This is a genomic window from Occallatibacter sp., assembly GCF_049582745.1.
Taxonomy (GTDB): domain Bacteria; phylum Acidobacteriota; class Terriglobia; order Terriglobales; family Acidobacteriaceae; genus Telmatobacter.
In genome coordinates, this window is sequence record NZ_JBAUUO010000045.1 from 81,386 (window position 1) to 105,108 (window position 23,723).

20 protein-coding genes and 1 tRNA gene are annotated in these 23,723 nt (G+C 57.1%); 9 read left to right on the top strand and 12 right to left on the bottom strand.

Translation table 11 applies throughout. The features are described 5' to 3' along the window. Nucleotides 1-362 precede the first annotated feature (362 nt). Nucleotides 363-773, top strand: coding sequence for a hypothetical protein (locus WCA10_RS05965; protein WP_472821589.1), 411 nt, complete (start codon nt 363-365; stop codon nt 771-773). Beyond that, nucleotides 766-1,905: an RtcB family protein gene (locus WCA10_RS05970; protein WP_472821590.1), complete on the top strand. Its 1,140-nt coding sequence runs from the start codon at nt 766-768 to the stop codon at nt 1,903-1,905. The genes WCA10_RS05965 and WCA10_RS05970 overlap by 8 nt, the downstream gene beginning before the upstream one ends. Nucleotides 1,906-1,993: 88 nt before the next feature. Here the strand turns inward: WCA10_RS05970 and WCA10_RS05975 are convergent, their stop codons facing one another. The 3 genes from WCA10_RS05975 to WCA10_RS05985 form a co-directional block, all read right to left on the bottom strand. After that, nucleotides 1,994-2,428: a DUF3592 domain-containing protein gene (locus WCA10_RS05975; protein ID WP_472821591.1), complete on the bottom strand. Its 435-nt coding sequence runs from the start codon at nt 2,426-2,428 to the stop codon at nt 1,994-1,996. Between the two features lie 191 nt (nt 2,429-2,619). After that, nucleotides 2,620-3,507, bottom strand: coding sequence for a hypothetical protein (locus WCA10_RS05980; protein WP_472821592.1), 888 nt, complete (start codon nt 3,505-3,507; stop codon nt 2,620-2,622). Nucleotides 3,508-3,707: 200 nt separating this feature from the next. Next, nucleotides 3,708-4,457: a phytanoyl-CoA dioxygenase family protein gene (locus WCA10_RS05985; RefSeq protein ID WP_472821593.1), complete on the bottom strand. Its 750-nt coding sequence runs from the start codon at nt 4,455-4,457 to the stop codon at nt 3,708-3,710. Nucleotides 4,458-4,551: 94 nt separating this feature from the next. Between WCA10_RS05985 and WCA10_RS05990 the strand changes: the two genes are divergently transcribed. From WCA10_RS05990 to WCA10_RS06000, 3 genes are all read left to right on the top strand, one after another. Then, nucleotides 4,552-5,238: a helix-turn-helix domain-containing protein gene (locus tag WCA10_RS05990; protein WP_472821594.1), complete on the top strand. Its 687-nt coding sequence runs from the start codon at nt 4,552-4,554 to the stop codon at nt 5,236-5,238. Then, entirely contained in the window at nt 5,225-5,776 is a 552-nt protein-coding gene (locus tag WCA10_RS05995; RefSeq protein WP_472821595.1) for a DUF6036 family nucleotidyltransferase, read from the top strand. The genes WCA10_RS05990 and WCA10_RS05995 overlap by 14 nt, the downstream gene beginning before the upstream one ends. Nucleotides 5,777-5,848: 72 nt before the next feature. Next, a complete protein-coding gene (locus tag WCA10_RS06000) occupies nt 5,849-6,487 on the top strand; it encodes a metallophosphatase domain-containing protein (RefSeq protein WP_472821596.1) in 639 nt (212 codons plus the stop codon). Between the two features lie 84 nt (nt 6,488-6,571). Here the strand turns inward: WCA10_RS06000 and WCA10_RS06005 are convergent, their stop codons facing one another. After that, nucleotides 6,572-6,814: a helix-turn-helix domain-containing protein gene (locus WCA10_RS06005; protein ID WP_472821597.1), complete on the bottom strand. Its 243-nt coding sequence runs from the start codon at nt 6,812-6,814 to the stop codon at nt 6,572-6,574. A gap of 40 nt (nt 6,815-6,854) precedes the next feature. Next, nucleotides 6,855-9,623, bottom strand: a complete 2,769-nt coding sequence (gene mobF, locus WCA10_RS06010) for a MobF family relaxase (protein ID WP_472821598.1) — start codon at nt 9,621-9,623, stop codon at nt 6,855-6,857. A gap of 2,162 nt (nt 9,624-11,785) precedes the next feature. Between mobF and WCA10_RS06015 the strand changes: the two genes are divergently transcribed. Further along, complete coding sequence (locus WCA10_RS06015; RefSeq protein WP_472821599.1) at nt 11,786-13,858, top strand: SWIM zinc finger family protein; 2,073 nt, start codon at nt 11,786-11,788, stop codon at nt 13,856-13,858. A 152-nt stretch (nt 13,859-14,010) separates the two neighbouring features. Here the strand turns inward: WCA10_RS06015 and WCA10_RS06020 are convergent, their stop codons facing one another. Both WCA10_RS06020 and WCA10_RS06025 read right to left on the bottom strand, forming a co-directional pair. Next, complete coding sequence (locus tag WCA10_RS06020; protein ID WP_472821600.1) at nt 14,011-14,487, bottom strand: hypothetical protein; 477 nt, start codon at nt 14,485-14,487, stop codon at nt 14,011-14,013. Beyond that, a complete protein-coding gene (locus WCA10_RS06025; protein WP_472821601.1) occupies nt 14,444-15,067 on the bottom strand; it encodes a nucleotidyltransferase domain-containing protein in 624 nt (207 codons plus the stop codon). The genes WCA10_RS06020 and WCA10_RS06025 overlap by 44 nt, the downstream gene beginning before the upstream one ends. Before the next feature lie 140 nt (nt 15,068-15,207). On the opposite strand from WCA10_RS06025, the gene WCA10_RS06030 reads away from it, so the two are divergent. After that, on the top strand, nt 15,208-16,209 hold the full coding sequence (locus tag WCA10_RS06030; protein WP_472821602.1) for a tyrosine-type recombinase/integrase: 1,002 nt from the start codon (nt 15,208-15,210) through the stop codon (nt 16,207-16,209). Nucleotides 16,210-16,326: 117 nt separating this feature from the next. On the opposite strand, the gene WCA10_RS06035 is transcribed toward WCA10_RS06030, so the two are convergent. The 4 genes from WCA10_RS06035 to WCA10_RS06050 all read right to left on the bottom strand — a co-directional run bounded on the left by WCA10_RS06035 (nt 16,327) and on the right by WCA10_RS06050 (nt 21,097). After that, nucleotides 16,327-17,589, bottom strand: coding sequence for a HEAT repeat domain-containing protein (locus tag WCA10_RS06035; protein WP_472821603.1), 1,263 nt, complete (start codon nt 17,587-17,589; stop codon nt 16,327-16,329). Between the two features lie 429 nt (nt 17,590-18,018). Beyond that, nucleotides 18,019-18,107 (bottom strand) — tRNA-Leu (locus WCA10_RS06040). 186 nt (nt 18,108-18,293) lie between these two features. Next, nucleotides 18,294-18,557, bottom strand: a complete 264-nt coding sequence (locus WCA10_RS06045; protein WP_472821604.1) for a hypothetical protein — start codon at nt 18,555-18,557, stop codon at nt 18,294-18,296. A 308-nt stretch (nt 18,558-18,865) separates the two neighbouring features. Further along, a complete protein-coding gene (locus tag WCA10_RS06050; RefSeq protein WP_472821605.1) occupies nt 18,866-21,097 on the bottom strand; it encodes a lytic transglycosylase domain-containing protein in 2,232 nt (743 codons plus the stop codon). A 446-nt stretch (nt 21,098-21,543) separates the two neighbouring features. Between WCA10_RS06050 and WCA10_RS06055 the strand changes: the two genes are divergently transcribed. Both WCA10_RS06055 and WCA10_RS06060 read left to right on the top strand, forming a co-directional pair. Beyond that, complete coding sequence (locus WCA10_RS06055; protein ID WP_472821606.1) at nt 21,544-22,194, top strand: sigma-70 family RNA polymerase sigma factor; 651 nt, start codon at nt 21,544-21,546, stop codon at nt 22,192-22,194. Then, the gene (locus tag WCA10_RS06060; protein WP_472821607.1) at nt 22,181-22,417 is read left to right on the top strand and encodes an anti-sigma factor family protein; all 237 of its coding nucleotides are present in this window, start codon (nt 22,181-22,183) and stop codon (nt 22,415-22,417) included. Before WCA10_RS06055 ends, WCA10_RS06060 begins: the two co-directional genes overlap by 14 nt. Before the next feature lie 74 nt (nt 22,418-22,491). Here WCA10_RS06060 and WCA10_RS06065 read toward each other — a convergent pair whose 3' ends face one another. Beyond that, nucleotides 22,492-23,541 carry a GGDEF domain-containing response regulator gene (locus WCA10_RS06065; protein WP_472821608.1) on the bottom strand — a complete coding sequence of 350 codons (1,050 nt, stop codon included), beginning with the start codon at nt 23,539-23,541 and terminating at the stop codon, nt 22,492-22,494. Between the last annotated feature and the right edge of the window lie 182 nt (nt 23,542-23,723).

Consider the following 23,723-nt stretch of genomic DNA (forward strand, 5'->3'; position numbering starts at 1 on the left):
GCCGTGCAATTCACACAGTCATGCAATCGCTGATTAATTCGCATAGACGTCTCCTTTCCTTGAACAAAGTAGCATGGTTTCGATTTCGGAGCAACGAATTACCGAAACGAGGTTGAACGAAAACTCGAATGCGGGCATAATCGTAGAGCGAATCGGTAACTTCACAAGCCGATTTACGACTCGACGAAGACCGGAGGAGACTATGTCGCCGATTGCCAATAGTCCGATGCCGTCGAGCCCGCTCGTTGCCGTCTAATCCAGCCGGCCGGGCTGGCTCCCAGTTTCAACCCATAAGTTGAAGCCGCACCTGTGCAAATGCGCGGGACGGTAAGTCGCGCCTATGCGCGGCAAGGGAGAGGTTTGTGAAGTGGCAAAAGCGTCGTAATCGAGCGGCGGAGTCCGTTGATCCGGAGTTCGCCGAAGCACTTCTGGGCAACAGCCCAGAGAGATCATCAACTGACCGGAAGGTACAGCGGAAGACACAGCAATTCTGTCATCAGGTGCAGCGCGCCCTAAACCTGGCGCTCTCAAGCAGTGATTCGCAATTGCAAGGCTGCGAAATCTTTGTTGAAGAGGTTTCTCCTGCTCCAGATTGCGGGCATCTGCTGGCGCACGTTGTGGTTTCCAAAGATCGTCTCATCTCGGAGGCCATGACGTGGCTCCGACACAATCAACCGCGGCTTCGCGCCGAGGTTGCCACGAGCATCGCACGGAAGCGAACTCCGGAGTTGGCATTCGTACCGGCATTCACTACAGGAGGCGAGAATGACTGATCCATCCTTGCCTCCGATCAGAATGTGGCTGACGGCCCCACTGGGCCATGAGGTCGCGGAAGCTCTGGGGCGTCTCCAGCGCGCACCGGATATCCGGCAGATTGCTGTCATGCCCGACGTTCATCTGGCTAACGACATCTGCGTGGGAGTGGTGCTGGCAACGTCGCGACTGATTTACCCGCAGGCAGTAGGCGGCGACATCGGCTGCGGAATGCTGGCGATAGCAACAGACTTTACTGCAGAGCCGCTGCGCGATCCAAAAGCCGCTGGCCAGATCCTGGCGGGATTCGCCAAGGCAATCCCGAGCCGGCGTCGCAACCGGCAGGCTGTCATTGCCCAGCCTCAAGAGCTGGATTCCGTTGAATTGAGCAATGCAAGACTGGAGTCAATCCGGCAGAGCGAGGGCACGCTGGAGTTTGCAACTCTGGGCAGCGGGAATCACTTTCTCGAACTTCAGGCCGACGAGGAAGACCGGCTCTGGCTGATGATTCACAGTGGCTCCCGAGCCCTCGGCCAGGCGATCCGTGATCATCACCATGCAAGCGCACAGATAGTAGAGGGCCGCTTTCGCGCGCTCGACGCGGAGTCCGAGCAGGGAGTGGCATATCTGCATGACCTCGACTGGGCTCGCCGGTATGCAGCGGCATCACGGCGGGCCATGGCGGCGGAGGCGGAAAAGGTGATTCAGGATGCAATTGGCGCCCGACTGCTTTGGGAGACGTCCATCACAACCGATCACAACCACGTCATTCTGGAGCGTCATGGTGCCAGCAATTTCTGGGTTCACCGGAAAGGCGCGATGGTGCTGCGGGCTGGTGAACTGGGCGTGTTGCCAGGTTCAATGGGGACGCTCAGTTTCCATGTCGAGGGCCGGGGAAGTGAAGAAGCCCTCAATTCCAGCGCACATGGTGCTGGGAGGGCGATGAGCCGGTCGGAGGCGGCGAGGAAGGTTAGCCGTGTAGAACTGCAACGCCAAATGAAGGGTGTCTGGTTCGATTGGCGTCTCGCTGATGCGATCCGCGACGAAGCGCCATCGGCGTACAAGGACATCCGTGCCGTTCTGAAAAAACAACACGACCTCGTCAAAGTTCGCCGCACCCTCAGGCCGCTGTTGAACTACAAAGGCACGTGATCGACTACGGCTGAGGTTGGGCGGGCGCGCCGATCACGTCTGCCCCAACGGGCTACCCGCGAACTCATCGCCGCGATGACCGCCCCGCCTAAAGGTCTTCTTCTCGCAAGACAGATCGCGTCGGGTCGCGCGGATCTACGTGGACCTTGACGGTTTCGCCTTTGTAGGAATTCGCCCAGGCTCGGGCATCGTCCTCTTTGGCAAACCTACGACTGTAATCGCCCATCTGCAGTTCGGGATTGCGATAGACGTAGGTGAGCGTGGCAAGATAGCCGGAGCTGTCTGTAGGGACAGAGGGGGACGGAATACTATCATCCGGCATAAATGCGACACTTACGATGTCAATGACAGCAGAGATTGTCGGCCAGTTGCGGCCACGAGTGCGCTTAATCCACGTATCGAATAACTGCCTGCAGATGCCCACGAGCATGACAGCCCCGGCGAAAAGCGAAAACAGAATGATCTCGTTGCGAGTCAGTGGGCCGCCACCGCGCATCAAGATACAGGCTAATAAAGGGGTCATTGTCAGGCCCGTTTGCTCAGGAATGATCTTGGAATTAGTACTAATGCGTCTTTTACGAGTTGATAACGGGAGCTGGCTGTCACCTTAGCACCAAAGCGAACCGTTGGCCGCACCAAGCCTCGATTGCGAGAGTGTCGAGAATCGAACTCGGTTGGACGATTCAATTGCAGAACCTCGGAGTTCAAAGGAATCTACTGCGGAACAGCAGCGTGCTCTGTCTCGGTTTCCTCCCGCTCAATCTCCGCCAAGTATGCCGTCGCCTTCCGATAGGAAGGGAACGTACAGAACCTATACAGGCTTAGCAACTGCACTAATTTGCTGCCGAACCCAAGACGCGTCGCCTGGGCGAGCATCCGGCGCTGTTGTGCGTTCGGTTCTTCTCTAAAACCGTGCCAAATGCCATTCAGATCCAACTCGGAACATTGTTCGGGGCCGACGAGGATGGATGGGCATTGCTGCGCGACTCGCCGGAGGAACGTTCGGAGAGCAGGGCGACACCATTTCCATTCAATCGTGAGTGGCCCCTCCTCATTGCCCACGAACACCTGCTTATCCGGATCAATCGGCTTTATGCCACACACGTTTGGGCTCACGCCACACTTCAATGGACGGATGTGATCGGAAACCTCCTCTGCGACTGCGCTAGCAGGTTCGATCACTAGCCATTCGACAACTTTGGGCTTCGGCCCATATAGAAAGAGATCGATGGTGTGGGCCGACATCGAAGCGATCTCCGAAGATTCGAGCACCAGGATCTCCGGCTCGACATTAGCCTGCTTCCTTCCACGCTTCGCGAAGAGCCGAACGTAAACCCGCTCAGCGCAGACCGCTATGACCCAGTTCAGGCGGGGCGATCTGCTGCGCCAGAGCATATACCCATTCCATAAAAGAGCAATCAGTACGCCGACCCAGACTGCAGCCCCGAACGAAATCATCAGGCCCACGAGGAGGGCGATCAACAGGCCCGGTAGGCTTGCCACGCAAACAACAGCAAGTACGGACCAACCCCAGCAGGCCAGAGCCCCAGCCGAATCGACACAGTGAACTATCTCCGGCGCGTCTGCTCGAACAACCCTCATTGTCTTCCCCCGGGACGAATTCTAACTCTAGATCAGTCCGGGAGATGTGATGGATCTCATCCCTCGGGCCTCTAAGGCTAGACGGTGGCGGCTTTTCATCGCGTCGCGAGCGGCTGGTGGGCAATGGTGAAGTTAGCCGTCGAAAAGCGACGAATCGATAAAAGTCTCTCAAGCCGATCATTGGCTCCAAAACTCCCAGGCTACGTGAAAGAGCCTAGTTCCGACAGCCACTTGAGAGGATTGGGCAATTGTTCGCAAGCGAAGTCCAAATGAATTACGCGGCGATGTGCTGGCGCTTGTGAGGCAGACGACGCATGGAGCAGGAGCGGACGCATCAACAAAGCGCCACCACGACTAACGGCACACACGTGAACCTGCGATTTCGTAAGAATGGCAGGAATCTCTGTCTCCGCAATACGGCCTGCGCGATGTGACCCAGGAATCACGTGCAAAGCTCCGTTGGACTCGTCGCAGGCATCAAGATGTAGGCGGATCGAAACCATCCTCTCCAAGACCTGCGCGGGCGGCTGCACATGAAGAATGCCAGCTTTTGTCGACCACGGTCCGAATCCTTCGACATCCTCTCTCGCGCGCACCGCGATTGTGACATCCTGATGCCAAGGAACCTTCCAATTCGCCTCAGGAATTTTGTCGAAGAGGATGCCACGGACAGCGAATGCCGTGTCTCCGAGCACCGCTTCAGCCAATTCACGTACCGGTGCTGACTTGGCCAACCTGCTGATTTCCGGAAGATCCAAAAGATTGCGCACGGCAAAGATTCTGCCATTCCGGACCAATTTCTCACCGTCTTGATGCCGCTCAAGAGCGTCGATCAGACCATCGATTTCCGGCCCGGTCAAAACGCCTTCTTGAAGGGCATAGCCATCGCCGTCAGTCTGGCTTGTCACAGTCTTCTGATCAGGCATGTACATGATTTTAAGGTCGGGCACAAACAGCCTGTTCCACCAGCTGCCCTGACCTGACGCAGCATGCGGGCGAACTATATAACAATTTGTGTTATAATCGATTTCTGACGAGGATACCGTGACCGGCGAAGCACTAAAAGCGGGACGCGAGGAAGCCAACCTGACGCAGCAAGAAGCGGCGTCAAGGCTAGGTCTCACGCAAGCCTACCTGTCGATGCTCGAACGAGGGCGTCGGCCGGTGACTACGGAACTCGCTACGCAGGCAATGAAGGTATTCCATCTCCGGCCTACGGCCCTGCCCCTGGAAGCGGACTTTCATTCGACTCTGGATGAGAGTGCGTTCAAATTAGAACTCGGCGCACTGGGATACCCGGGCTTCTCCTACCTGCGCGGGAAGTCCCACTACAATCCTGCTCGATTGCTGTTCCTTGCACTCGACCAGGACGACCTTGACCGAAGGGTGGTTGAGGCACTTCCCTGGCTGGCCTACACGTATCCGGAGATGGATTGGGAGTGGCTCACGCGCAAGGCGAAGTTGAATGACCGTCAGAACCGGCTTGGGTTCGTGGTGGATCTTGCCGAGGAAGTCGCAGAGAACGCCGGCAATGCATCACGAAGAAAAAGCCTATCGCAGAATAAGGCCCAAATAGAGCGTTCGCGACTCGCAAGAGAGGACACGCTCTCCAACGACTCCATGACGCAAGCTGAGCGCAAGTGGCTCCGGCAGAACCGCCCGCCAAAGGCGCGACACTGGAACCTGCTCACGGATCTCGACGTGAAACACTTGACCTATGTGCCCTCGTAAAGCAATGCCGGAGCCGTGGCGGTCATTCCTGAACGAGTTGGACCGAATTGCGACCTCGACGGTCCGCCTCGATTGTATTGGCGGCTTTGTTGTCACAATGCTCTACGGCTTGAGCCGTCCTACAGCTGATGTGGATGTGCTCGAAATCGCTCCACGTGCCGCGGCAGATGCCTTCTCACAGGTCGCGATGCTGGGCGGACCATTATTCCAGAAATATGGCGTCTATTTGGATCGAGTGACTGTTGCGCAGCCACCCTACGAGTACGAAAGTCGCCTTCAGGAGATGTTCCCTGGAGCGTTTCAAAACTTGCGCCTGATGGCACTCGATCCATACGATCTCGCACTTACCAAACTCGAACGCAACATAGAACGTGACCGAAGCGATGTACGATACCTGGCTCGTGCGGTTCCCTTCGATCTCGAGCTCCTTCGCGACCGCTACCAGCAAGAGCTTCGTCCGTACCTCGGGAATCCGAATCGCGAAGATTTGACGCTGCAATTATGGATTGAAGCAATCGAGGAAGACAGGGCCGTCTGATCGAATCGCTTCTCGCGAAGTCGGTGAAAGCTATCTAATGCGTGAAGTCACGTCTCGGAGGTGTTTGGCTGGATGCGAATTGTTTTGATTTCAGATACCCACGGTCTCCATGATCGAGTTCCGCAATTGCCGCAAGGTGACATTCTCGTGCATGCTGGCGATTTCATGAACGCAGGCTACGATGTGCGGGAAGTTGTCTCATTCAATCGCTGGCTCGGAGAACAGCCTTTCGCGCATCGCATTGTTTGTGGTGGAAATCATGACCGGCTGTTCGAGAACTCCCCGGAGCTGGCCCGCTCGCTTCTATCTAACGGAATCTACCTCGAAGACAGCGGAACAACGATCGCGGGATTCTCTTTCTGGGGATCGCCTTATACTCCCGCGTTCCTCTACTGGGCTTTTATGTATCCTCGCGGTGAAGCGGCAAATGCGCACTGGGATCGGATTCCAGATGCCCTCGATGTACTCGTTACGCATGGTCCTCCTTATGGAATCCTAGATCAGACAGCTTCTGACGGGCCTCATCTGGGCTGCGAAGAGCTGCTTAAAGAGGTACGACAGAAGCCACCCAAGGTGCATGTCTTTGGCCACATTCACGGGGGCGCCGGAATCCATTCCGAAGGGAACACGCTATTTGTGAACGCCGCCTATTTGAACGAGAGCTATAAACCCTTCGAACCGGCAGGGCAAATCAGAGTAATTGATCTGTGAAGGTTCCCACTTGGAACAATGTGTGGTCTCTCCGCAGCCACAGTTTTCCGGAATCTAGCTTCGCCGGTATAGAGAGCTTTGACGTCACGCCACAATGCGTTCAGGGTGATCACTGTGCGCATATTTGCGCAGCTCGGCTACAGGAATCAGGATTCGACCTCCAAGCTTCCGAAAGGGCAATCTCCGATTTGCCAAGAGATAATCAATTCCCCGGACGCTGATTGAAAGAAGCTGCGCCGCCTCTTCACGTCCGACCAGTATCTTCGCATCTGGCGCGATGCGAACTCGCGCCGGTGGCTTCTTACGCTCCGCTGTATTGTCTCTCATAGGTCTCGCTCCTCTCCTGATCTCGGTTCTTACCTTTGAATTACATTCCCAGCCCGAGTCCCATGCCGATGTCCAACTCGCGCTTTTGTGGCGAGTCAACACCTTTCCCCATCGTCGGCGCTATCGACTGTTCCGGTGCATAAGCACTCTTGTGCGAAACGTCACGGCCAAGCGCGTTCACGAGCGCACCCCGGTCGTTGGTAAAAATCTGTGCATCCCATTGGCCGCGCGAAACTGCGACGTAAGCCATGCGGTTGTTGAGCAGATCCTTGGCGCCGAGATCGGTATCCACATGGATGAGTACGCGGTCTGCCGTCTGCCCCTGGCTCGAATGGCTCGTGACCGCATAGCCGTGATCAATATGCGGATACCGCTCGGGATTGACGTTCATTTCGCGCCCGCTGTCTAGCTTCACCCGCATGACGCCGTTCGGATCGATGCCCTCTACGGTTCCCAACTCGCGGTTCGCAATCTTCAATTCGTGACTGGGCGCAGTGAACTGGATGCGGTCGCCTTGGGAGAACGCCTTCTCCTGTTCCCGATAAACGGTGACACCCATCTGCCGGCGCGGATCATAGGTTCGTTCGCTGCCGTCTTCGCGCGTGACCGTCAGTAGATTCTTCTCCGCCTCGATGCTCACGACACGCGCGTACTCCCCCTTGCCGATGCCGGTCTCTCGTGAAGCGCGCGAATACCGCAGAATATCGTTGACCTGGTACTGCGCCGCCCAAGTTCGGTCGGCACCCGTCATCTCCTGGCGCGGAACAAGAGTCGTAATGGCGCGCTCATCACGACTGACCATACCCCGCGATTGCAATTCGCCATGGATCCGCTGATTGATCTCCATACGTGAACGATTATCCGGAGAGACAACCAATGTTTTCTCAGGTGAGCGCGCATATTCGCGAGCGATGGCTGCAATTCGCTCCTCGCGGTTGCTGACTTCGTGCACGCGACGCTGTCCATCAAGATTATCGATTGCTGCGCGCACCTCACCACGCGCCAATTGCTCCACGGCCTCTTTCAGATCCGGATCGCGCTGTCGGAGAATCTGATCCAGCTTGACAGTCTTCATCCCTGCTTCCTGAAGCTGCGCGAATGGACGGCCTGCTTCTACCGATTCATGTTGGCGTGTGTCGCCTACGAGTAGAACTCTGTCTTTCGGCTGAAGGCGCTCAATGAATTCGTACATCTGCCGTGTGGAAGCGAGAGAAGATTCGTCGAGCACGTAGAGTCTCTTTTGGCCGGTATCCGGCTGCTCACCTCGGGCGAGATGCCGTTGCAACGTTGACGTCTCAATTCCGGCCTCGGCCAGCTTCTGCGCTGCGCGCGAAGTGGGCGCAAAACCTTCGACTCGGTAGCCCTCAGCCACAGCCCCTTCGCGAATTACAGCAAGCGTCGTCGTTTTGCCTGCGCCGGCCACGCCTTCAAGTCCAACAAGCTTCTCGCGCGAAAGGAAGATCTCATCGACTGCGTGATACTGTGAGGCACTCAATTCTGGGTGCCGATCCTCGATTCTGATCCGCAGCGGCGGAGAAATCATCATCGGATGACCATAATTGCGCTCATTGCCGGCCTGCATGTACCTAATGATTTCCTTTTCCATGCGCACCATCTCTGTCGTGGTGTATTGCGGGGCGGCGTGGCCCTCCCTGTGCCCGAGGGAGCGAAACTCGCCGGATGCCACACGGTGTGCAAATTCCCGGCGCGCATCGCCGTAGGTGAGTTGCCCCATACCCCTGTCAAGCATGGACTGGAGAATGGCTCGTTCATCTTGGACGGCGGAGCGCTCGAAGACGTGATTGCGCGCGTAGGTTGCGGCCTGTTGAGCGGTCTTTTCCGGTAGTTGTTGGTGTTGATGAACTCGCTCCCGCGCTTGCGCAACCACTCGGTCGGCCTGGTGGCCGAATTGCGCCGACAAATCGCGGTGCCGTTGCAATACCACTTCCTGCGACTGGATTTCCTTCTTGTCGCGCGTCCGATGCGCTGCAACCTGCGCGGCGCCTGCACCGTCTCTGCCAATCTCTTGCAGATGTTCCTTGATCTGCTCGCGCCGCGGACTCGACGCGTCCAGATACTCTCGCGTATATCCCTTAATCTCGGGCTGGCCGTGTTTACCTGTCTCGATCTCGTACCCCAGATGCTGCAACCTCACGGCAATCTCGGAGCGATACACGCTGGTCACGTACCGCTGCGATTGGAACAAACTGCGTTCCTGAAGAGCGCGTGTCTGGCCGCTATCTCGCTCGGTCACATTGAAGATCACTGAATGCGTGTGAAGCTGCGGAGCGGCGTAGCCGTCCACGGGTCGGGCGGTGTCGTGTTCGAAGGTGGCGGCAATGAGTTTGCCAGTCGTCTCCGGTGCATGAATGTTGCCGATGCGCGCCTGGGTATATCGCTGCAATTCATCGAGTGCTACGCGTACACTTTCGCGGTGCGCCTCGCGTACTCGAAGGTCGCCGCCGACAAGCGCCGTGAGTGAAACCGACTTCGGCGCTGAGAATGTCGCATCCCATCCGGCGCGATGCTCCACGCTCGTGATTTCTTTTCCGTACTCATTTTCGTAGGTTCTCGCCGGCTGGTGCCTTACGAGTTGCAAGCTTGTCTCTGGGTGCTGGCCCTGGCTGAGTCGAGCGAAGTGTTCTGCGCGAACAGCACCGCGCAAGCTCCACTCCTGTGCGAGCGCACCGCGCCACTCGCTGTGAGCTTGTCGTTCGCGGCTCCAGTAGTTTTGCTGCTCTGAAGCGAACTCACGTGAGTGGTAGGTTTGAGCCTGCCCTGCGGAGAGGGCCTTCGAGATGGTCAACATGCGCTTGAGCTCCAACGACGAGCGCTGCAGTATCTCGCACTGCCTGCGCTTTAGACTAACTCAGATTCGATGCCGATATTCACGACGTCGCGAATTATTTTTCGATGACCTATGCACTCAAGACCGCATGATTACTGATCATTCCCAGACACTTCTTTGCGTTCCCATAAGTTCCTTGGCATTCCTTGCGGTGGCGCTAAGTAACACACAGTTGCACTCCATTCCGCCGTTGATTGCACAGTCGATGACGATATTGAAGGCGTTCACTTCTCAATGCAATGGGCACAATTGGAGCCACCGTCGGTGCACGGCATCCTTGAGATGGTTTTGTAGAGCTTTAAAGGACCGCGATAGATACTCCGAAAGAGCCCTAACGCGCCGATGATCATCTTCTTTTTGGCGGGACAGTGAGATCAGAGTTGGCAAGTTGATAAGTGTGAATTCCATCTTTTGCGTGGCCTATATGAGTGAACATGCTCTGAGCCATTGCAGGGAACAACAGATTGAGGAATTCCTGAACGACCTTTGGCGTCAATCGATCGACTGCACTTCATGCTGCGTCTTCGGCTTCTGCGCAACTCCTAACGCTCTCTCATCAGGGAAGGTAAAGCGCGGCTTCGGTGGTATCTTCGGCTGCTGGATCGGAGCAGTTGTAACGGTTATCAATATCCTGAATCGTGTGGCATCGGAATTGATAGCGAAGGTTGATCGCTACTGATTCGTTCGCGAATCAGATCCGAATCCCGCTCGGCAACAGTTCGACGACGCATCTGAATTACCCTCCGCAAAGTTCTGATTGGGAGACTCTTCAATCCGTGTCCGGAGGGACTCGGAAGCAATCCGATAAGGCGGCCAATCGCCTCTCGATTACCTCGCGAATCACAGTTGTAATCGGAGGTCCAATCGACTCGTTACGACGGTCCAAAGATCGCTCCAGCTGGCTGCCAATCCTTCCGCAAAGACAGGCCCAATGAGTTACCAAAGGCAACAGGCAGACATGTCCGTCGAGGAACAGCTCCAATGTCATGTCCCAGGGCCATAGGCTCGAGAGAAATGCTCCGGAAGAGACTCTTCAATCGCCTTGGAATCATCCGATATTGGCCGGCCTTTTGCCGTCCCCTCTCACCCTAGCCCGGGAGTCGAAAGGCAAGCACGAGGCGGCCCGTCTTCCATGCCTTTGTGAATCACTTCGGCGAGCGAGAACGGAGGGTCTTGCCTGCGCGGAGCATACCCTGAAGAGTGCGTGAGTCTCTACCTTCAAGGGCAGGCATCTGCCGCCTTCAATGCTGTCGAGGCGTTCGGGAAAGAGCAGCTCAAGCGGCGAAAGAGTTTCTGATCCGAGTCCAATAACGTTGTGTTCACCACGGGAAGGAACGCAGAAGCCCAGCGATATCGGGCCCGATCCCCTGGCCTTCCGCGTTCTTTCGACGCCCCTGAACCAGCACTTCTTCCGGTCTCCGATCATTGATCCCCAGCGAGATATCAGAAGATGTAGCGCGGCTCATCCAGGCCCATCGCAGGTTGACGGACCTTTGTGCAGGGATAAAGACGCCGGGAAGCTGCGCCTGTCAGATCGGATTAGTTTGCCTTTAGCGCACCGTATGTCTCGCGGTTGCGCACTCCGCAACGGAGCCATTCGGCTGCCTTTTGGTCCGCGTTTGCAATGGCCGGAAGTAAAATGATCGAGCGGCCATCGAGTTCCGTTCGCGGCTGATTAGTGGCCGTCACATGTTTCGTGGAACATGAGAAGAAGACATTCTTCTCATAGCTGGCTGATACCCGCAGCGAGGACGGCGGTCAAGGGCGCTGCTCTTGCGCGTTCATCGAAGCGAAGCGTAGACCCTTGACGGTCGCCGCAGCGAAGGGTACGCGCGAAGCACGTCCTAAAGTCATTTTCGCTCGGGCCTTTGTTTTCAATATGTTTACGTCGCGGCGCTCCAGAGCGCTTTCTTCGTTTCCAAATGGACACGCGAGTAAACGGCGCATGCGCCAAGCTATTGATTTCTCGCATGTTGACGTTCGAAGACATTTGGAGCGCTCTGGGGCGCTTCACAGTTACCCAACTGGGGATGACGTGTCAACGTTCATCCGCTGCGGAGCAGCGCGGGTTCCTTGCACGGCTACCGAGGACCGACATTTAGCATTCTCTCAGGAGACGATCCATGGCGGCCAAGTCTTCACGCGCGGCGAGGGCTAGAGTATCTGCGCACACCGAATTCCGGCAAACGAAATGGGAGTCCCTCACCTGGGACGATGTGGCGAACTGGGCCGGTTCGCGCTCGGTGACCCGCGGGCGTGCATATCATCGAGGCGGTCGTGTGCGCGATCTTGGGCTTTCGGCGGAAGGCAAGCTGCTGGCGACCGTCGCTGGCGGGCATCGGTACGCAACTGGCGTCTGGTGGGAAGCGAACGCGCTTCGCTCCCGTTGCACTTGCCCTGTCGGCGGGAATGGCTGCAAGCACGCGGTCGCAGTCGTCGCTACATATCTCGAAATGCTGGCGAAAAGTGCCGCGATCCCGATTGCGGATGCGGAGGATGGAAGGTGGGAGGAACTCGCGAGCGGAGTCCCGGAAGAAGCATACGAGGACCTCGAAGACGGCGATGATTCGGAGGACGACGAGGGTCTTCAGCCGGTTTACCAGCGGCGCACCGGGAAGGGTCGTGCCGCCGATGACGAGAAGATTCGCAAACACATTAACGCCAAGAGCCGGGAAGAACTGGCCGAGCTGGTCTGGTCGCTCATGCAACGCTTCCCAGATCTGCGAGAAGAGTTCCGAGAGCGCATTGCACTGGGCGAAGGTGACACAGATCGCATCATTTCCGAGGCGCGAAAAGAGCTGCGGAAGGCGACCTCGGAACCGGGCTGGAGGAATTACTGGAAGGGCGAGGGCTACACCCCGGACTTCAGCCGACTCGCGCGCTACCTGGACCGGATGGTCGAACTTGGCCATGCGGATGCCGTGATGAAACTGAGCCGGGAGATCATGTCGCAGGGTATGGAAATGATCGGCCAGTCAAACGATGAAGGCGAGACTGCCACAGCTTTTGCTGAGTGCCTGTCGCCTCTCTTCCGGGCGGTAAAGGAGTCGAGCCTGACGCCCACCCAGAGACTGCTCTACGCGATTGATGCGGACCTCAAAGACGAATACAACGTGATCGAAAGTGACCACCTGGATGCCGTACTGGAGAGCAATGCCAGCCTGTCCGATTGGTCGGCGGCGGCTGACGAGCTGGCTCGCCGTCTAAAATCCGATACACGGATCGGCGCCAACTTTCACGATAAGTATCACCGTGGGCGAATCGCAGACTGGCTTGTCCGGGCGCTTACGAACGCCGGACGCGACGACGAAATCATTGCCGTCCGCGAGCGAGAGGCGCACATCACGGGCAGCTACGAGCGGCTGATCCCGTTGCTGATCGAGCGAAAACGATATGACGATGCCGAGCGCTGGGCGACGGAGGGCATCCAAAAAACAGTTCGTGAGGCTCCGGGTATTGCCGACCAGCTCGCGAAAGCGATGAGCGAAATCGCCCGGCTGCGGAAGGATTGGAACCTGGTCGCCGCGCACGCTGCCTGGGAGTTTTTCGAGCGTCCTGAACGTGAAAAGTTCGCCGCCCTGATCGCCAGTGCCGAGCGCGCCGGTTGCCGGAAGGCGGTGGAGCGTCTGGCCTTAGAGTTCCTTGAAACGGGGAAGCTGCCTATCTCGGTCGCCGTGACAAAGGACGAAGCGCAGAGCGGCGCGACAGAGCAGGACTGGCCGCTGCCGCTCCCCGACTATTTGTTGCCTTTGCTACGAATTGGGGACCCGCGTCCGCACTACGATGTGCTGATCGACATGGCGATCAACGAGCGCCGCCCCGACCATGTTCTGAGGTGGTTCGACACATGGCGTGCGACGTCAAAGGGCCAACGCGCGGGGTGGAATTTCGGGTCTAGCAGCTATGCCGACAAGGTAGCTGCGGCAGTTGCCGAGTCGCATCCTGAGCGAACCCTTGAGATCTATCGCGGCTGCGTCGATCAGAACCTGGTGCGAGCTGACGTCTCAGCTTATGAAACGGTGGCCGCATATTTGAAGAAGATGCGCCCGATTCTGAAGTCCCTGGACCGTGGCTGGGAGTGGAACGAGTTGGTGACGGAGATCCGCACAAATTACCGCAATCGCCCCCGCTTCATGGAGATTTTGGATCAGATGGAGGCACGACCAATCCTTCAGAAGTCCCGTTCGAGGAAATGATGGCGAGGAAAGAAGTGCCAACCGCCGCAGGCAACAACAGCTGGGATGCCTTGCCATTGCCGGCGGCGTTCTTCTTGGAAGCCCATGCTTCTCCGCCTTTCTGATGGGCGCTATAGCAGTGAACCTGGATTTGAGTAATTCCAGCCTAAGTCTTAACTTTGCTGTGGTTCTCCTCTGAGAAGCTCCGGGTGGACTTCTATCAGCCACGCATTCACTCGCTCTCTCAGAACCGTGAGGTCTTTGATGACCTGAGCGAGATCGGTAGGCGAGACGCCGCCGGCCAGGTCGTAGCTCGTGGTGTTTCTCTTCTGCGAATGAGATTTGATCTTGCGCACCCACTTCTCCCGAGCGGTGGCATCCTGCGTCGTCAAGGTGTGTTCGAGGCTTTCAATCACGCGCTGGTGATGCCCCTGGCCGAGAGAGACGCGAAAGCCACTGGCCCGCAGAGCGATATTGGCGAGCGTGAGAATGCCGTTGTAGGCGGCCTGAAAGCGAAGGTCGTCTGAGATGCCCTCCACCTTGAGGTCCGCCTGCGAACGGTTCACTATGCTGAAGAGATCGGCAATCTCCTTGGGGCTGCTGGGCTCAGCCTTGTACCAACCGAGTTGTACTAAGTTTTCTAAACTCATCTTCGTTGCCGATCAGGAACACCTTCTTGCTCTTCTTCAATGATTGCAGAAAGTGGTTGCCTTCGTGAAATCGCGCCTTCAGGTCCTTGAGGGTGTAGATGGTCGGGTTCACGGGACGCCGCAACTGCTTCTCTAGGGGAGCCACTGCGTCTAGCACCTCATCGAGCGAGGCCGCTCCGATCACCATCAGATCGATGTCACTCGATGCCTTCTCCTCGCCCCGAGCAACCGAGCCGTACACAAAAGCAAGGTTGATGCGGGACGAAAGCGGTGCTAGCGCCGTCTTGAGCATCTGAAATACGCCTGCGGTCTTTGCCAGCAGTGCTCGGAGTTCAGGAAAATCCGGGTGCTCCTGGCTAGCCTGGTAGAACACCTGAGTGCCGAGCGCCGAGCGCTTGATCAATCCTGCGTCAGTGAGCAGGGCGAGTTCCCGCTGCACGGTTCCAACACTGGTCTCGGCCAGGCGGGCGATTTGCCGAACAAAGAGGGGCTCATCGGGTGCGCCGTACAGAAGCGCCAAGACCCTGCCTCTGGTCTGGCCAAATAGCAAATCACCGACGGATGTGAGAGCTGTTCTCATTTAGAGAACAATTGTACTCACATTGAGAACAACCTGCAAGGGGAGTACCACTCCCGCCGGAAATTTGTGCTCATCGATGGCTGTACAGTCGGACTTAGCGATACACTGAATCCGATGGAACAGCCATCGGAGCGGATTTGATGCGGGGTGTATACGAAAATCAGGAAGGCAGTGGCATTTGGTGGATTCACTATTACGCGGGGGGAAAGCGGCACCGTGAAAAGGTTGGACGCAAGTCTGACGCAATCAAGCTCTATCAATCGCGGAAGGCCGATGCGGCGGCGGGGCGGAAGCTGCCGGAATTGCGGAACTCCAAAGTGGTCACGGTCAGCGAACTGATCGACGATGCCCTTGAGTTTGTTGCACACCATAAGGACAACCGCAATTACAAGAGCAAGGCAGTCATTGTTCGCGAAGAACTCGGCTCTCGATACGCAGCGGAGGTGACGCCACAGGAGTTGGAGCGGTGGCTGCGTGAGCACTGCAACACTGCGGCAACGGCCAACCGGTACAAGGCTTTCGTTTCTCTCTGCTACCGGGAAGGGGTGCGCAACGGAAAAGTGAGCGTGAATCCCGCACGGCTCGTGCGCCAGCGCAAGGAAGGCGGCGGCCGGTTGCGTTTTCTCAGTCGCGACGAATACGACAAACTTCACAAGGTGATCGCCAAGAGATTCCCAGAACACCTGGCGGAATTTGTCGTGAGTGTCCACACCGGGATGCGCCTCTCCGAGCAATATACCTGCACATGGTCACAGGTTCACCTTGACCGCCGAACCATCGAACTAAGCAAAACGAAGAATGGCTCTGCGCGAACAGTTCACTTGAATTCAGATACGGTCGCGGCGATTGAATCGCTTCGTCGCGCGAATCTTCGGCCGAGCGATCCGGTTTTTCCGCGTCAAGGCAAAAGCTACGACACTCGGTCGTGGTTCCATCCATGCCTGGAAGAGGCGGGTATCACTGGATTCGTCTGGCACGCGAACCGACACACCTTTTGCTCGTGGCTGGCAATGGCTGGAGCATCGATCAAAGAGATCCAGGAACTCGCTGGCCACAAGACGATCACGATGGCCGCGCGTTACAGTCATCTGTCCCCCGAGCACAGGCTTTCCGTGATCGATCGGATTGCTACGGTGAGTTGACAGTATCTGGCGGAAGGCCTGCAGTCGATTGAACCTGGCCGAAGTCAATTCGGTCTCGGTGCGTGCCTTGACAATATTTCCGCGACAAGCTGCATCGTCATCCGATTATCCGAGCACTCACTTGAAGACTGTCGGAACCCGCAAGGTTAGCTGGTTGGATTTAGCGGTCCCCAGTTGGTATTCAACGTGGTGCATCCCGCCACTCGTGATCAAACCGGACAAATCAATGGCATGTGCCGCAACATCGTTCACTCTCAGGGTTATGATGCCATCCATGATCACTGGGTCTTTTCGTTGGTACCTGGTGCCGTCCACAATCAAGTCACCACCGGGAGGGCCTAGAATGTCCGTGTCTCGATCACCTACATTTTCGATGACAGCGACAACTCGAATTTGATCGGGCGCGGCACCCTTTGAAGGTAGCAGCAGCAGACGAACGCCGTTGGAAGGCCGGCCCCATGGAGCTGTGAGCCGCATAAGGGCTATCTCGGGTGCCGAGCCAAGATATTGACCTTGTTGTTTCTCCAGAGACCAATCCCCGTCGACTATCGGATTCTTGCACAGCTTTTCGATAGTGGGCACCGCTGGCTGGTAGTGCAGACTCGCCAGAGCCCTTGCGTAATAGGCCTGCTGAGGTGCCTCTGGTGCCTCCTTCTGCATACGCGATAAGATTGCGGGCGCGGCCGGTTCGTAGCGAATTCTGCCCAGGGCCTCGACTGTCTGCTCAGCTGCTTCGGGCCACGAAATGAAATTTAGCGCTTTCAACAATGCTGGACCCGACGATGCGTCAGCAATGGAGTTCAATGACATGGCCGCATATTTTTGCACCTGAGGCGGAGTCAACTGATTGGAGATCACTCTACTCAACACTTGGACGCTGTCCTGTCCTCCGAAATATCCCAACGAAGAGACACAGAAGCCTTGTGCATTCGCCGTCGCGTGTTCTGCGCAGTCCAATGTGACAGATCGCGCCGGTACGCCGAGGACGATGAGGGAATAAGCAGCCTCATCCTTGCAGGGCCGGTCACTGCAAAAATGGTTCAAGAGCGACTGCGCACGGCTATCAATTTCGTTCATGCGATCTCCAAATAGAATCTGCGCCTCATGCCAGCCGCTGTTCACCAATGATGGTGTAAACATGTCGAGCTGTTGGATCGCTTGTTGAACCGGTATTTCGTCCGTATTTGTGATGGCCTTGAAGTCTCTTCCCATCAGGACACCTTCCCAGTAAACGAGTCGTAGCCGAGTTGCTCTAATTTGTCGAATGCCGAGCCAGTCTTTTGGTAGAAACCAAATGTGAAACACGTGTTCGTCGTTCTTGCCATCAATCTCAAAGGCGCGGTTGTCGAGGGTGTACCAGTCGTCCGGAGTCTTATTCAACGACGTCGCGGTAATGCTCCAACCCGGCGGAAGAACGGTGCGAAGCTGCCGCACAATCTGTTCTTGTTGATCCCGTGTGATCCATGTAGGGGAGGTTTGAGCCGCTGCGGGTATCCCCGTCACGAAGAAGAGGACGAGCAAAGATCCGATAGTAAGGAGACTCGCTAGTGGGCACCATGGTTCCGGAGTATCGGACACGAACTGTCTTCGCACGCAACTAGAATATCCGTGCTGACGCCAAACAACTTCATAATCTTCATAGGCGAAACAAGCGAAACGCATTCGGTGAGATTCGACCATGCCTTCCTTACCGCAGGCTTGTTTCTCGCGTTACACGATTGTGGGAACCAACAGCCATCAGAACAGCCACCAGACAATAACAGCCGCCTAAAATCAAGGCGGCTTTTTTAAATTAAGTCTTTTAGTTTGTGGTGCCCGGAGGGGGACTTGAACCCCCACGACCGGTAAAGGTCTGCGGATTTTAAGTCCGCTGCGTCTGCCAATTTCGCCATCCGGGCTGGAGGATGGTGTGTCTGCTCAATGGTAAATCGGAAAGGGGAGGGAGTGCTGGATCAGGAATGGGGTGCGCTGGTACCGATTGAAGAAACCCGAAAAACAAAAGCCGGCTCTTCGACTCACTGCGTTTCGTTCGCTAGGATGACAGCCTTACCGTTAGACCAATCGAATTGCGGGTTGTTCGAATGCTATTGAGGGTGGCGGAAGCGGATGTTTTCGCCTTCCAGGCGATACTCCGCGGAGCAAGTGTCGCCGCCGCAGATCATGGTTTCTTTTTCGCAAAGCTGGCGTCGGGTGATCAATCCCATGGTTCCGCAGCGAGGACAGGACATGACAGCGATGTATGGATTCTGCGCATGACCGAGCTTGGACTGGTTTTCGAGAAGGAAAACCGTGCCGGGGTCCATTTTTTCGGGAATCCATTCTTCAAGGAATTGCAGGTCGGTATCCATGCTGCCCTCCGAGATTGTGACGTGGCAAAGCAAGTTCCGATAGTGCGGGCTCGAGCAGTTTCGGAATACATCCAGGCTTTTCAAGAGCAACGAAGGTGGCTTTTCACTAGCGAAAAGCCACTTGGCTCTGTGGCTTCGGTCGGCATCAATTCCGAAACTGCTGTGATCTGTCATTCAACAACAGGCTGCAATTGGTTCGACTACGAGTGCGTAAGCTCCGGTTGCTTCGAGTGTTTATGGACTGCGGTGGTGGCGTCAACGAGAATCGACTGAGGTTATTTGCAAATCGGATTCCTCGCAAATAATTGTTATCTGCCGGTGGAGGGCTTGCTGGAGGCTTCGGCGTCTTTGGACGAGGCGGTAGTGGCGTCGATTTGGCGGTAGATCTCGATGTTGCGCAGGATGGCCTGCACGTATTCACGGGTCTGCGTAAACGGGATGGACTCAACGAATTCGTCGATGCCGCTGTAGGGACCAGAGGCCTGCCAGTCTTCGACGCGGCTATCGCCAGCGTTGTAAGCGGCGAGAGCGTATTCGGGCACTCCGCCGAAATGGTCGAGCATTTGCTTGAGATAGCGGGTGCCGAGGCGAATGTTGGTATCGGGATCGAGCAACTGGTAGGTCTCAAAATGCGTCATGCCTTCCTGGTGGGCAAGCGATCTGCCGACCGAAGGAAGAAGCTGCATAAGGCCCCATGCATTGGCATAGGAGATCGCGGATGGATTGAATTCCGATTCCTGGCGAATGAGGGAGGCGACGAGATAGGGATCGAGGCCGTTTTTGGCGGATTCGACTTTGATGGTGGTCCAGTAGGGTTCAGGAAACAGGATGCGCCAGTATGGCAGAGGGATGGACTGGATGGAGGCGCTGGCGGCGCCGGGCAGAGCGCGCTTGAGGGCGCGCATGGCGCGATAGGCTTCGCCGTAGGATGCGTAGATTTGCGCCTCGGCGAGCGCGCTCCATGAGCCGGAATCGGGATCGGCGGCGATTTCGCGAGGGATGTAGTCGTTGAGACCGGCGTTGGCGAGCAGTTTCGCCTTGGCCAGATGTGGACTGTCTTCAGGGAAGCTGTCGGCGAGCGGCGGCATGTCAGCGGTCTTCATCTCGTCGAGGTCAGAGACGGTTGCAGCCTCAGTGCCGCCCAAGGTGGCGAGGCGCTGACGCGCCATCTGCGCATAGAAGAAGTGCTGATAGACGCGGACGATGGTGCGGTAGTTGGCAGCGGCCCTGGCCAGGTCGTGATCCTGCGACTCGTAGAGACGTCCGCGCCAGTAGAGAGCGGAGGCGGTTTCAGGAGTACCGGGGAAGGCGCGTATCTGCTCGTCGAACAACCTGGCGGCGTCCGAGTAGTTTGCCAGCCGGTAATTAAGCCAGCCTGCGCGCCAGTGTGCGGCTGAGGCATTCTTGTTCAAGGGAAAGTGCTGGGCGAGATAGGCGTAATACTCGGCCGCGCGTGCGTAGTCCTTGCGCAGCAGGTACATGTTGCCGCTGGAGAAGAGCGCCTCAGCCAGCCACTGGCTTTGGGGATAATCCGCTTCCATGCGGGTAACGATGCGGGTTTGCTCATCGAGATCGTTGCGGTTGCGGGCGAGTTCCATGAGGAGATAGAGGCGACGCGCGCCATTTTCGTCGGGGGTATCGGCGAGGGATTCGGCCTGGCTCTGGGTGAGACGCTTCAGTTTCAGATCGCACGCGGCGGCGGCAACTGCGAAGCCGTTGCGCTGCTGGATATCGAGATTCGCCTTTTGAGCGACGGCTCGATATTGTTCGCCGGCCTCTTCGTAGTGCCCTGCCTTGTAATATGCGTCGCCAAGACCGCGGAGCTGGTCGCTGGTCAGGGAGTCTTCAGCGCCGAGCGAGGTCAGCTTGGCGCGCGCGATGGCCGCTTCAGTGCTGAGGGGAAATGCGAGAAGAAGGTCTTTGAAGATGCGGACGGCATCCTGATTTTGATTCAAGGCCTGGGCGACCATGCCCGCAGCTAGTTGATATCCGGCCCGACCCGCGGCAGGATCGCTGGCTGCAGCGTCAATTACGCGCTTGGCGCCGGCCGGATCGTGGAGATCGAGGAGAACATTGGCCTCGAGTTCGGGAACTTCGTCGATGAAGATGCTGTCAGAGTACTTTTCCTTGAAGCCCTTCAGCAGTGCTTCGGCCTGGGCTTCCTGGTCGGAATCGTGATATGCCCTGGCGGCCAGAAAGTCAGAATAGTCATCCAGCGCTTCGCCTGTTTGCCTTGCCTGGTGAAGATTGGCAACCGCGTCGGCGTAGCGTTTATCGAGCAGGTAGGCATGGCCCAGCGCCAGGTACGCAGCCGCCGCGGCTTCGCCCGTATGGTTGCGCGCGTAGGAGGTTACACCGGCGTATGCGGCAGGTGTGCGCAAGGTGGCCAATTGCTGGGCCATCGGCCGAAGTTCAGCGGAGGCCACAAAGGCAAGCTTGATTTTGTGAGCACGCGCCAGGCGCCGACGGCGCTCAGCGGGGCTGACATATTTCTTTCGGCCGCGCGGCGCTGTAGCCGATCTCCGCGATGCCGTCGACATTCTCTTTGATGAAGCAGAGGTTTTTTTTGCTCTCGTAGGGTGAGCAGTGGCGTTTGAGGACTGCTTGCTGGATGGATGCGTAGGCTTTTTCGCTCTATGCGAGGTGGAAGTTGTGGTGCTGGCGGAGCCGGAGGCCTGTGGATCGTACCGTTTCCCCTCAACCGGAGCGATTGCGAGCAAAGCGCAGAGTGCTGCGGCCATTAGCCGGGCCGGCCTGCGCATTGGAAGAGGAGAAAGGATTAGGTTCATAGATTCAATGTAAGCCTGATTAGGCTGTGGAGAACAGCGAAGTACCCGTACCGTAACGTGCCTATTGGAATGGCCTGGGCGTCTTGGGCGTCCGGCGGAAATTCCTCATTGGCCCGGCGGGTGCCCCTTCCTTTACACTTAGACGCAGGGATTCGGCGAGTTTTGCCCCGATCACAGAATTCCCGCAACCAACCCCCATGGCAACCATCCAACCATTAGCAGGCGAAAACGAGCAGCATCCCGATGTGGCCCTTGTTGAAAGGGTGCGCAGCGGCGATATCTCGGCCTACGATGAACTGGTCCGCAAATACGAGCGCCAGCTCTTCAGGATTGCGCAGCACATCACGCAAAACCGCGAAGATGCGGAAGACGTGATGCAGGACGCGTTTTTAAAGGCGTACGAGAAGCTCGATCAATTTCAAGGGAATTCGAAGTTCTACACATGGCTGGTCCGAATCGCAGTAAACGAGAGCCTGATGCGGCTGCGCAAGCGGCGTACAGGCAAGATGGTATCGATCGACGAGGATATCGACACGGAGGAGGGGAGCGTTCCCCGCGACCTGGCCGATTGGGCTCCCGATCCGGAGCAGAACTACACGCAATCGGAGCTGGCCGGAATTCTGCGCCAGACGATCCAGGGCCTGCCTCCGGGATTCCGCGTGGTTTTTGTGCTTCGCGATGTGGACGGCCTTTCCACGGAGGAAACGGCAGAAACGCTCGGGTTGAGCGTGCCTGCCGTGAAGTCGCGCCTGCTGCGCGCCCGGTTACAGCTGCGCGAACGCCTGAGCCGCTACTTCAAGCGGAAAAAGGTTTCCAAGGCAAAGGGAGTGAAAAGTGACGTGCACTGAGTTTCTGGCAATGCTCGACGACCTGATCGACGACACGGTGACTACCGAGATGCGCGCCGATCTGCAGGAACATCTGCGCGGTTGCGAACATTGCGAAGTCACGTTGAGCACCACGCGCAAGACGATCCAGATTTATCGGTCCCACGAGATTTACGAGATGCCAGTGGGGCTGCGTGAGCGCCTGCACAAGGCCATTATGGAGCGGTGCAAGAAGGGCTGCTGAGCAATCCGCGCCTTGCAATTGCTGCAACTGGCCGCCCATTCCGATTAAGATTCCAGCACTTCGAGTTGTTTTAGCTACGCATTTACATGAGGCAGAACGCACTTTTGTGAAACTTGTGCGTGGCATTGGGCGCATAGGTCAGCGTGCGGCAGGTTAGTTTCGAGTATCGCCGCCCACGGCTTTTCACAATACACAGATCGATTGCGGCCCGAGTCCTTCGCCTTATAGAGGCCGACGTCGGCAATGGCCAGCATCTCGGGCGCTGATTGTTCGCCCGATTCCGCCGCGGCAGCGCCGATGCTTAACGAAACAGAAACGTCACCCTGAGGCGTGCGAAAGGGCTCGCTGCAAATGGCGGTGCGGATGGCCTCGGCGCGCTGGCACAGCTGTTCCCTTCCCGAGCCTGGCAGCGCGATGAAGAATTCTTCGCCACCAAAGCGGCCGACGAAGTCGTAGGAGCGGACGTTGCGGCAGAGGCGGAAGGCGGCCTCTTTCAGCACGATGTCGCCAGCGAGGTGGCCATAGGTGTCATTCACCTGCTTGAAGTTGTCGAGATCGAGCAGCAGCAGGCCGGTGCGGCCATTGGCGCGGTGGGCGCGTTCGAGTTCACGCTTGAAGAGGTCGAGGAAAGCGTTGCGATTCCAGAGGCCGGTAAGGCCGTCGCGCATGGCCTGGGCGCGCAGTTCTTCGCGGGCATGGATGAGTTCGTTCTGCAGCGCGAGGATGCGGTTAGCAACGAGGAGGCGGGCACGAAGTTCCGGCTCGCCGAAGGGCTTGATGAGGCAATCGTCGGCGCCCGACTCGAGCGCATGAACGATATCACGTTCATCCGTACGCGTGGTGACCATGAGGATGTAGTGGTAATAAGAACGAGACCTGTGGCGGAGGCGGCGGCAGAGTTCGATACCGTCGATGCCCGGGATGGACCAGTCAGTGATGACGACCTCGGGCGGCTGCTCCTGCTCGAGGATTTTCCAGGCATCGATGCCGTTGTCGACGACAACTATTTCGTAACCCCAGCGTAGAATCCAGTGTTTGAGAATCAGCCGGGTGACCGTGTCGTCTTCTGCAATCAACACGCGCGGGCGACCGCCGCCATACGGCCCAGAGTCCAATGGGTGCATCGGTTCCACCTCGAACGGCCGGGCCTGGGAATTGGAGCGGCGAATGTAAGTATAGTCTCGAAATCTTCGCAATTCTATCGCCTGGGCCATGCAATTCGAATCACTCGATTGTGCTAATCGATAGACATTTAGAATCAGTTGATTCGGGCGAGGAGGCGCGATAGACCGTATTGCGCACGAAG

Excerpts from the sequence above, each read along its gene's own strand:
- WCA10_RS05970 (WP_472821590.1), top strand. The coding sequence starts at position 766 with ATGACTGATCCATCCTTGCCTCCGATCAGAATGTGGCTGACGGCCCCA.
- WCA10_RS05975 (WP_472821591.1), bottom strand. The coding sequence starts at position 2,428 with ATGACCCCTTTATTAGCCTGTATCTTGATGCGCGGTGGCGGCCCACTG.
- WCA10_RS05980 (WP_472821592.1), bottom strand. The coding sequence starts at position 3,507 with ATGAGGGTTGTTCGAGCAGACGCGCCGGAGATAGTTCACTGTGTCGAT.
- WCA10_RS05995 (WP_472821595.1), top strand. The coding sequence starts at position 5,225 with ATGTGCCCTCGTAAAGCAATGCCGGAGCCGTGGCGGTCATTCCTGAAC.
- WCA10_RS06000 (WP_472821596.1), top strand. The coding sequence starts at position 5,849 with ATGCGAATTGTTTTGATTTCAGATACCCACGGTCTCCATGATCGAGTT.
- WCA10_RS06005 (WP_472821597.1), bottom strand. The coding sequence starts at position 6,814 with ATGAGAGACAATACAGCGGAGCGTAAGAAGCCACCGGCGCGAGTTCGC.
- mobF (WP_472821598.1), bottom strand. The coding sequence starts at position 9,623 with ATGTTGACCATCTCGAAGGCCCTCTCCGCAGGGCAGGCTCAAACCTAC.
- WCA10_RS06015 (WP_472821599.1), top strand. The coding sequence starts at position 11,786 with ATGGCGGCCAAGTCTTCACGCGCGGCGAGGGCTAGAGTATCTGCGCAC.
- WCA10_RS06020 (WP_472821600.1), bottom strand. The coding sequence starts at position 14,487 with ATGAGTTTAGAAAACTTAGTACAACTCGGTTGGTACAAGGCTGAGCCC.
- WCA10_RS06025 (WP_472821601.1), bottom strand. The coding sequence starts at position 15,067 with ATGAGAACAGCTCTCACATCCGTCGGTGATTTGCTATTTGGCCAGACC.
- WCA10_RS06030 (WP_472821602.1), top strand. The coding sequence starts at position 15,208 with ATGCGGGGTGTATACGAAAATCAGGAAGGCAGTGGCATTTGGTGGATT.
- WCA10_RS06045 (WP_472821604.1), bottom strand. The coding sequence starts at position 18,557 with ATGGATACCGACCTGCAATTCCTTGAAGAATGGATTCCCGAAAAAATG.
- WCA10_RS06050 (WP_472821605.1), bottom strand. The coding sequence starts at position 21,097 with ATGTCGACGGCATCGCGGAGATCGGCTACAGCGCCGCGCGGCCGAAAG.
- WCA10_RS06055 (WP_472821606.1), top strand. The coding sequence starts at position 21,544 with ATGGCAACCATCCAACCATTAGCAGGCGAAAACGAGCAGCATCCCGAT.
- WCA10_RS06065 (WP_472821608.1), bottom strand. The coding sequence starts at position 23,541 with ATGCACCCATTGGACTCTGGGCCGTATGGCGGCGGTCGCCCGCGCGTG.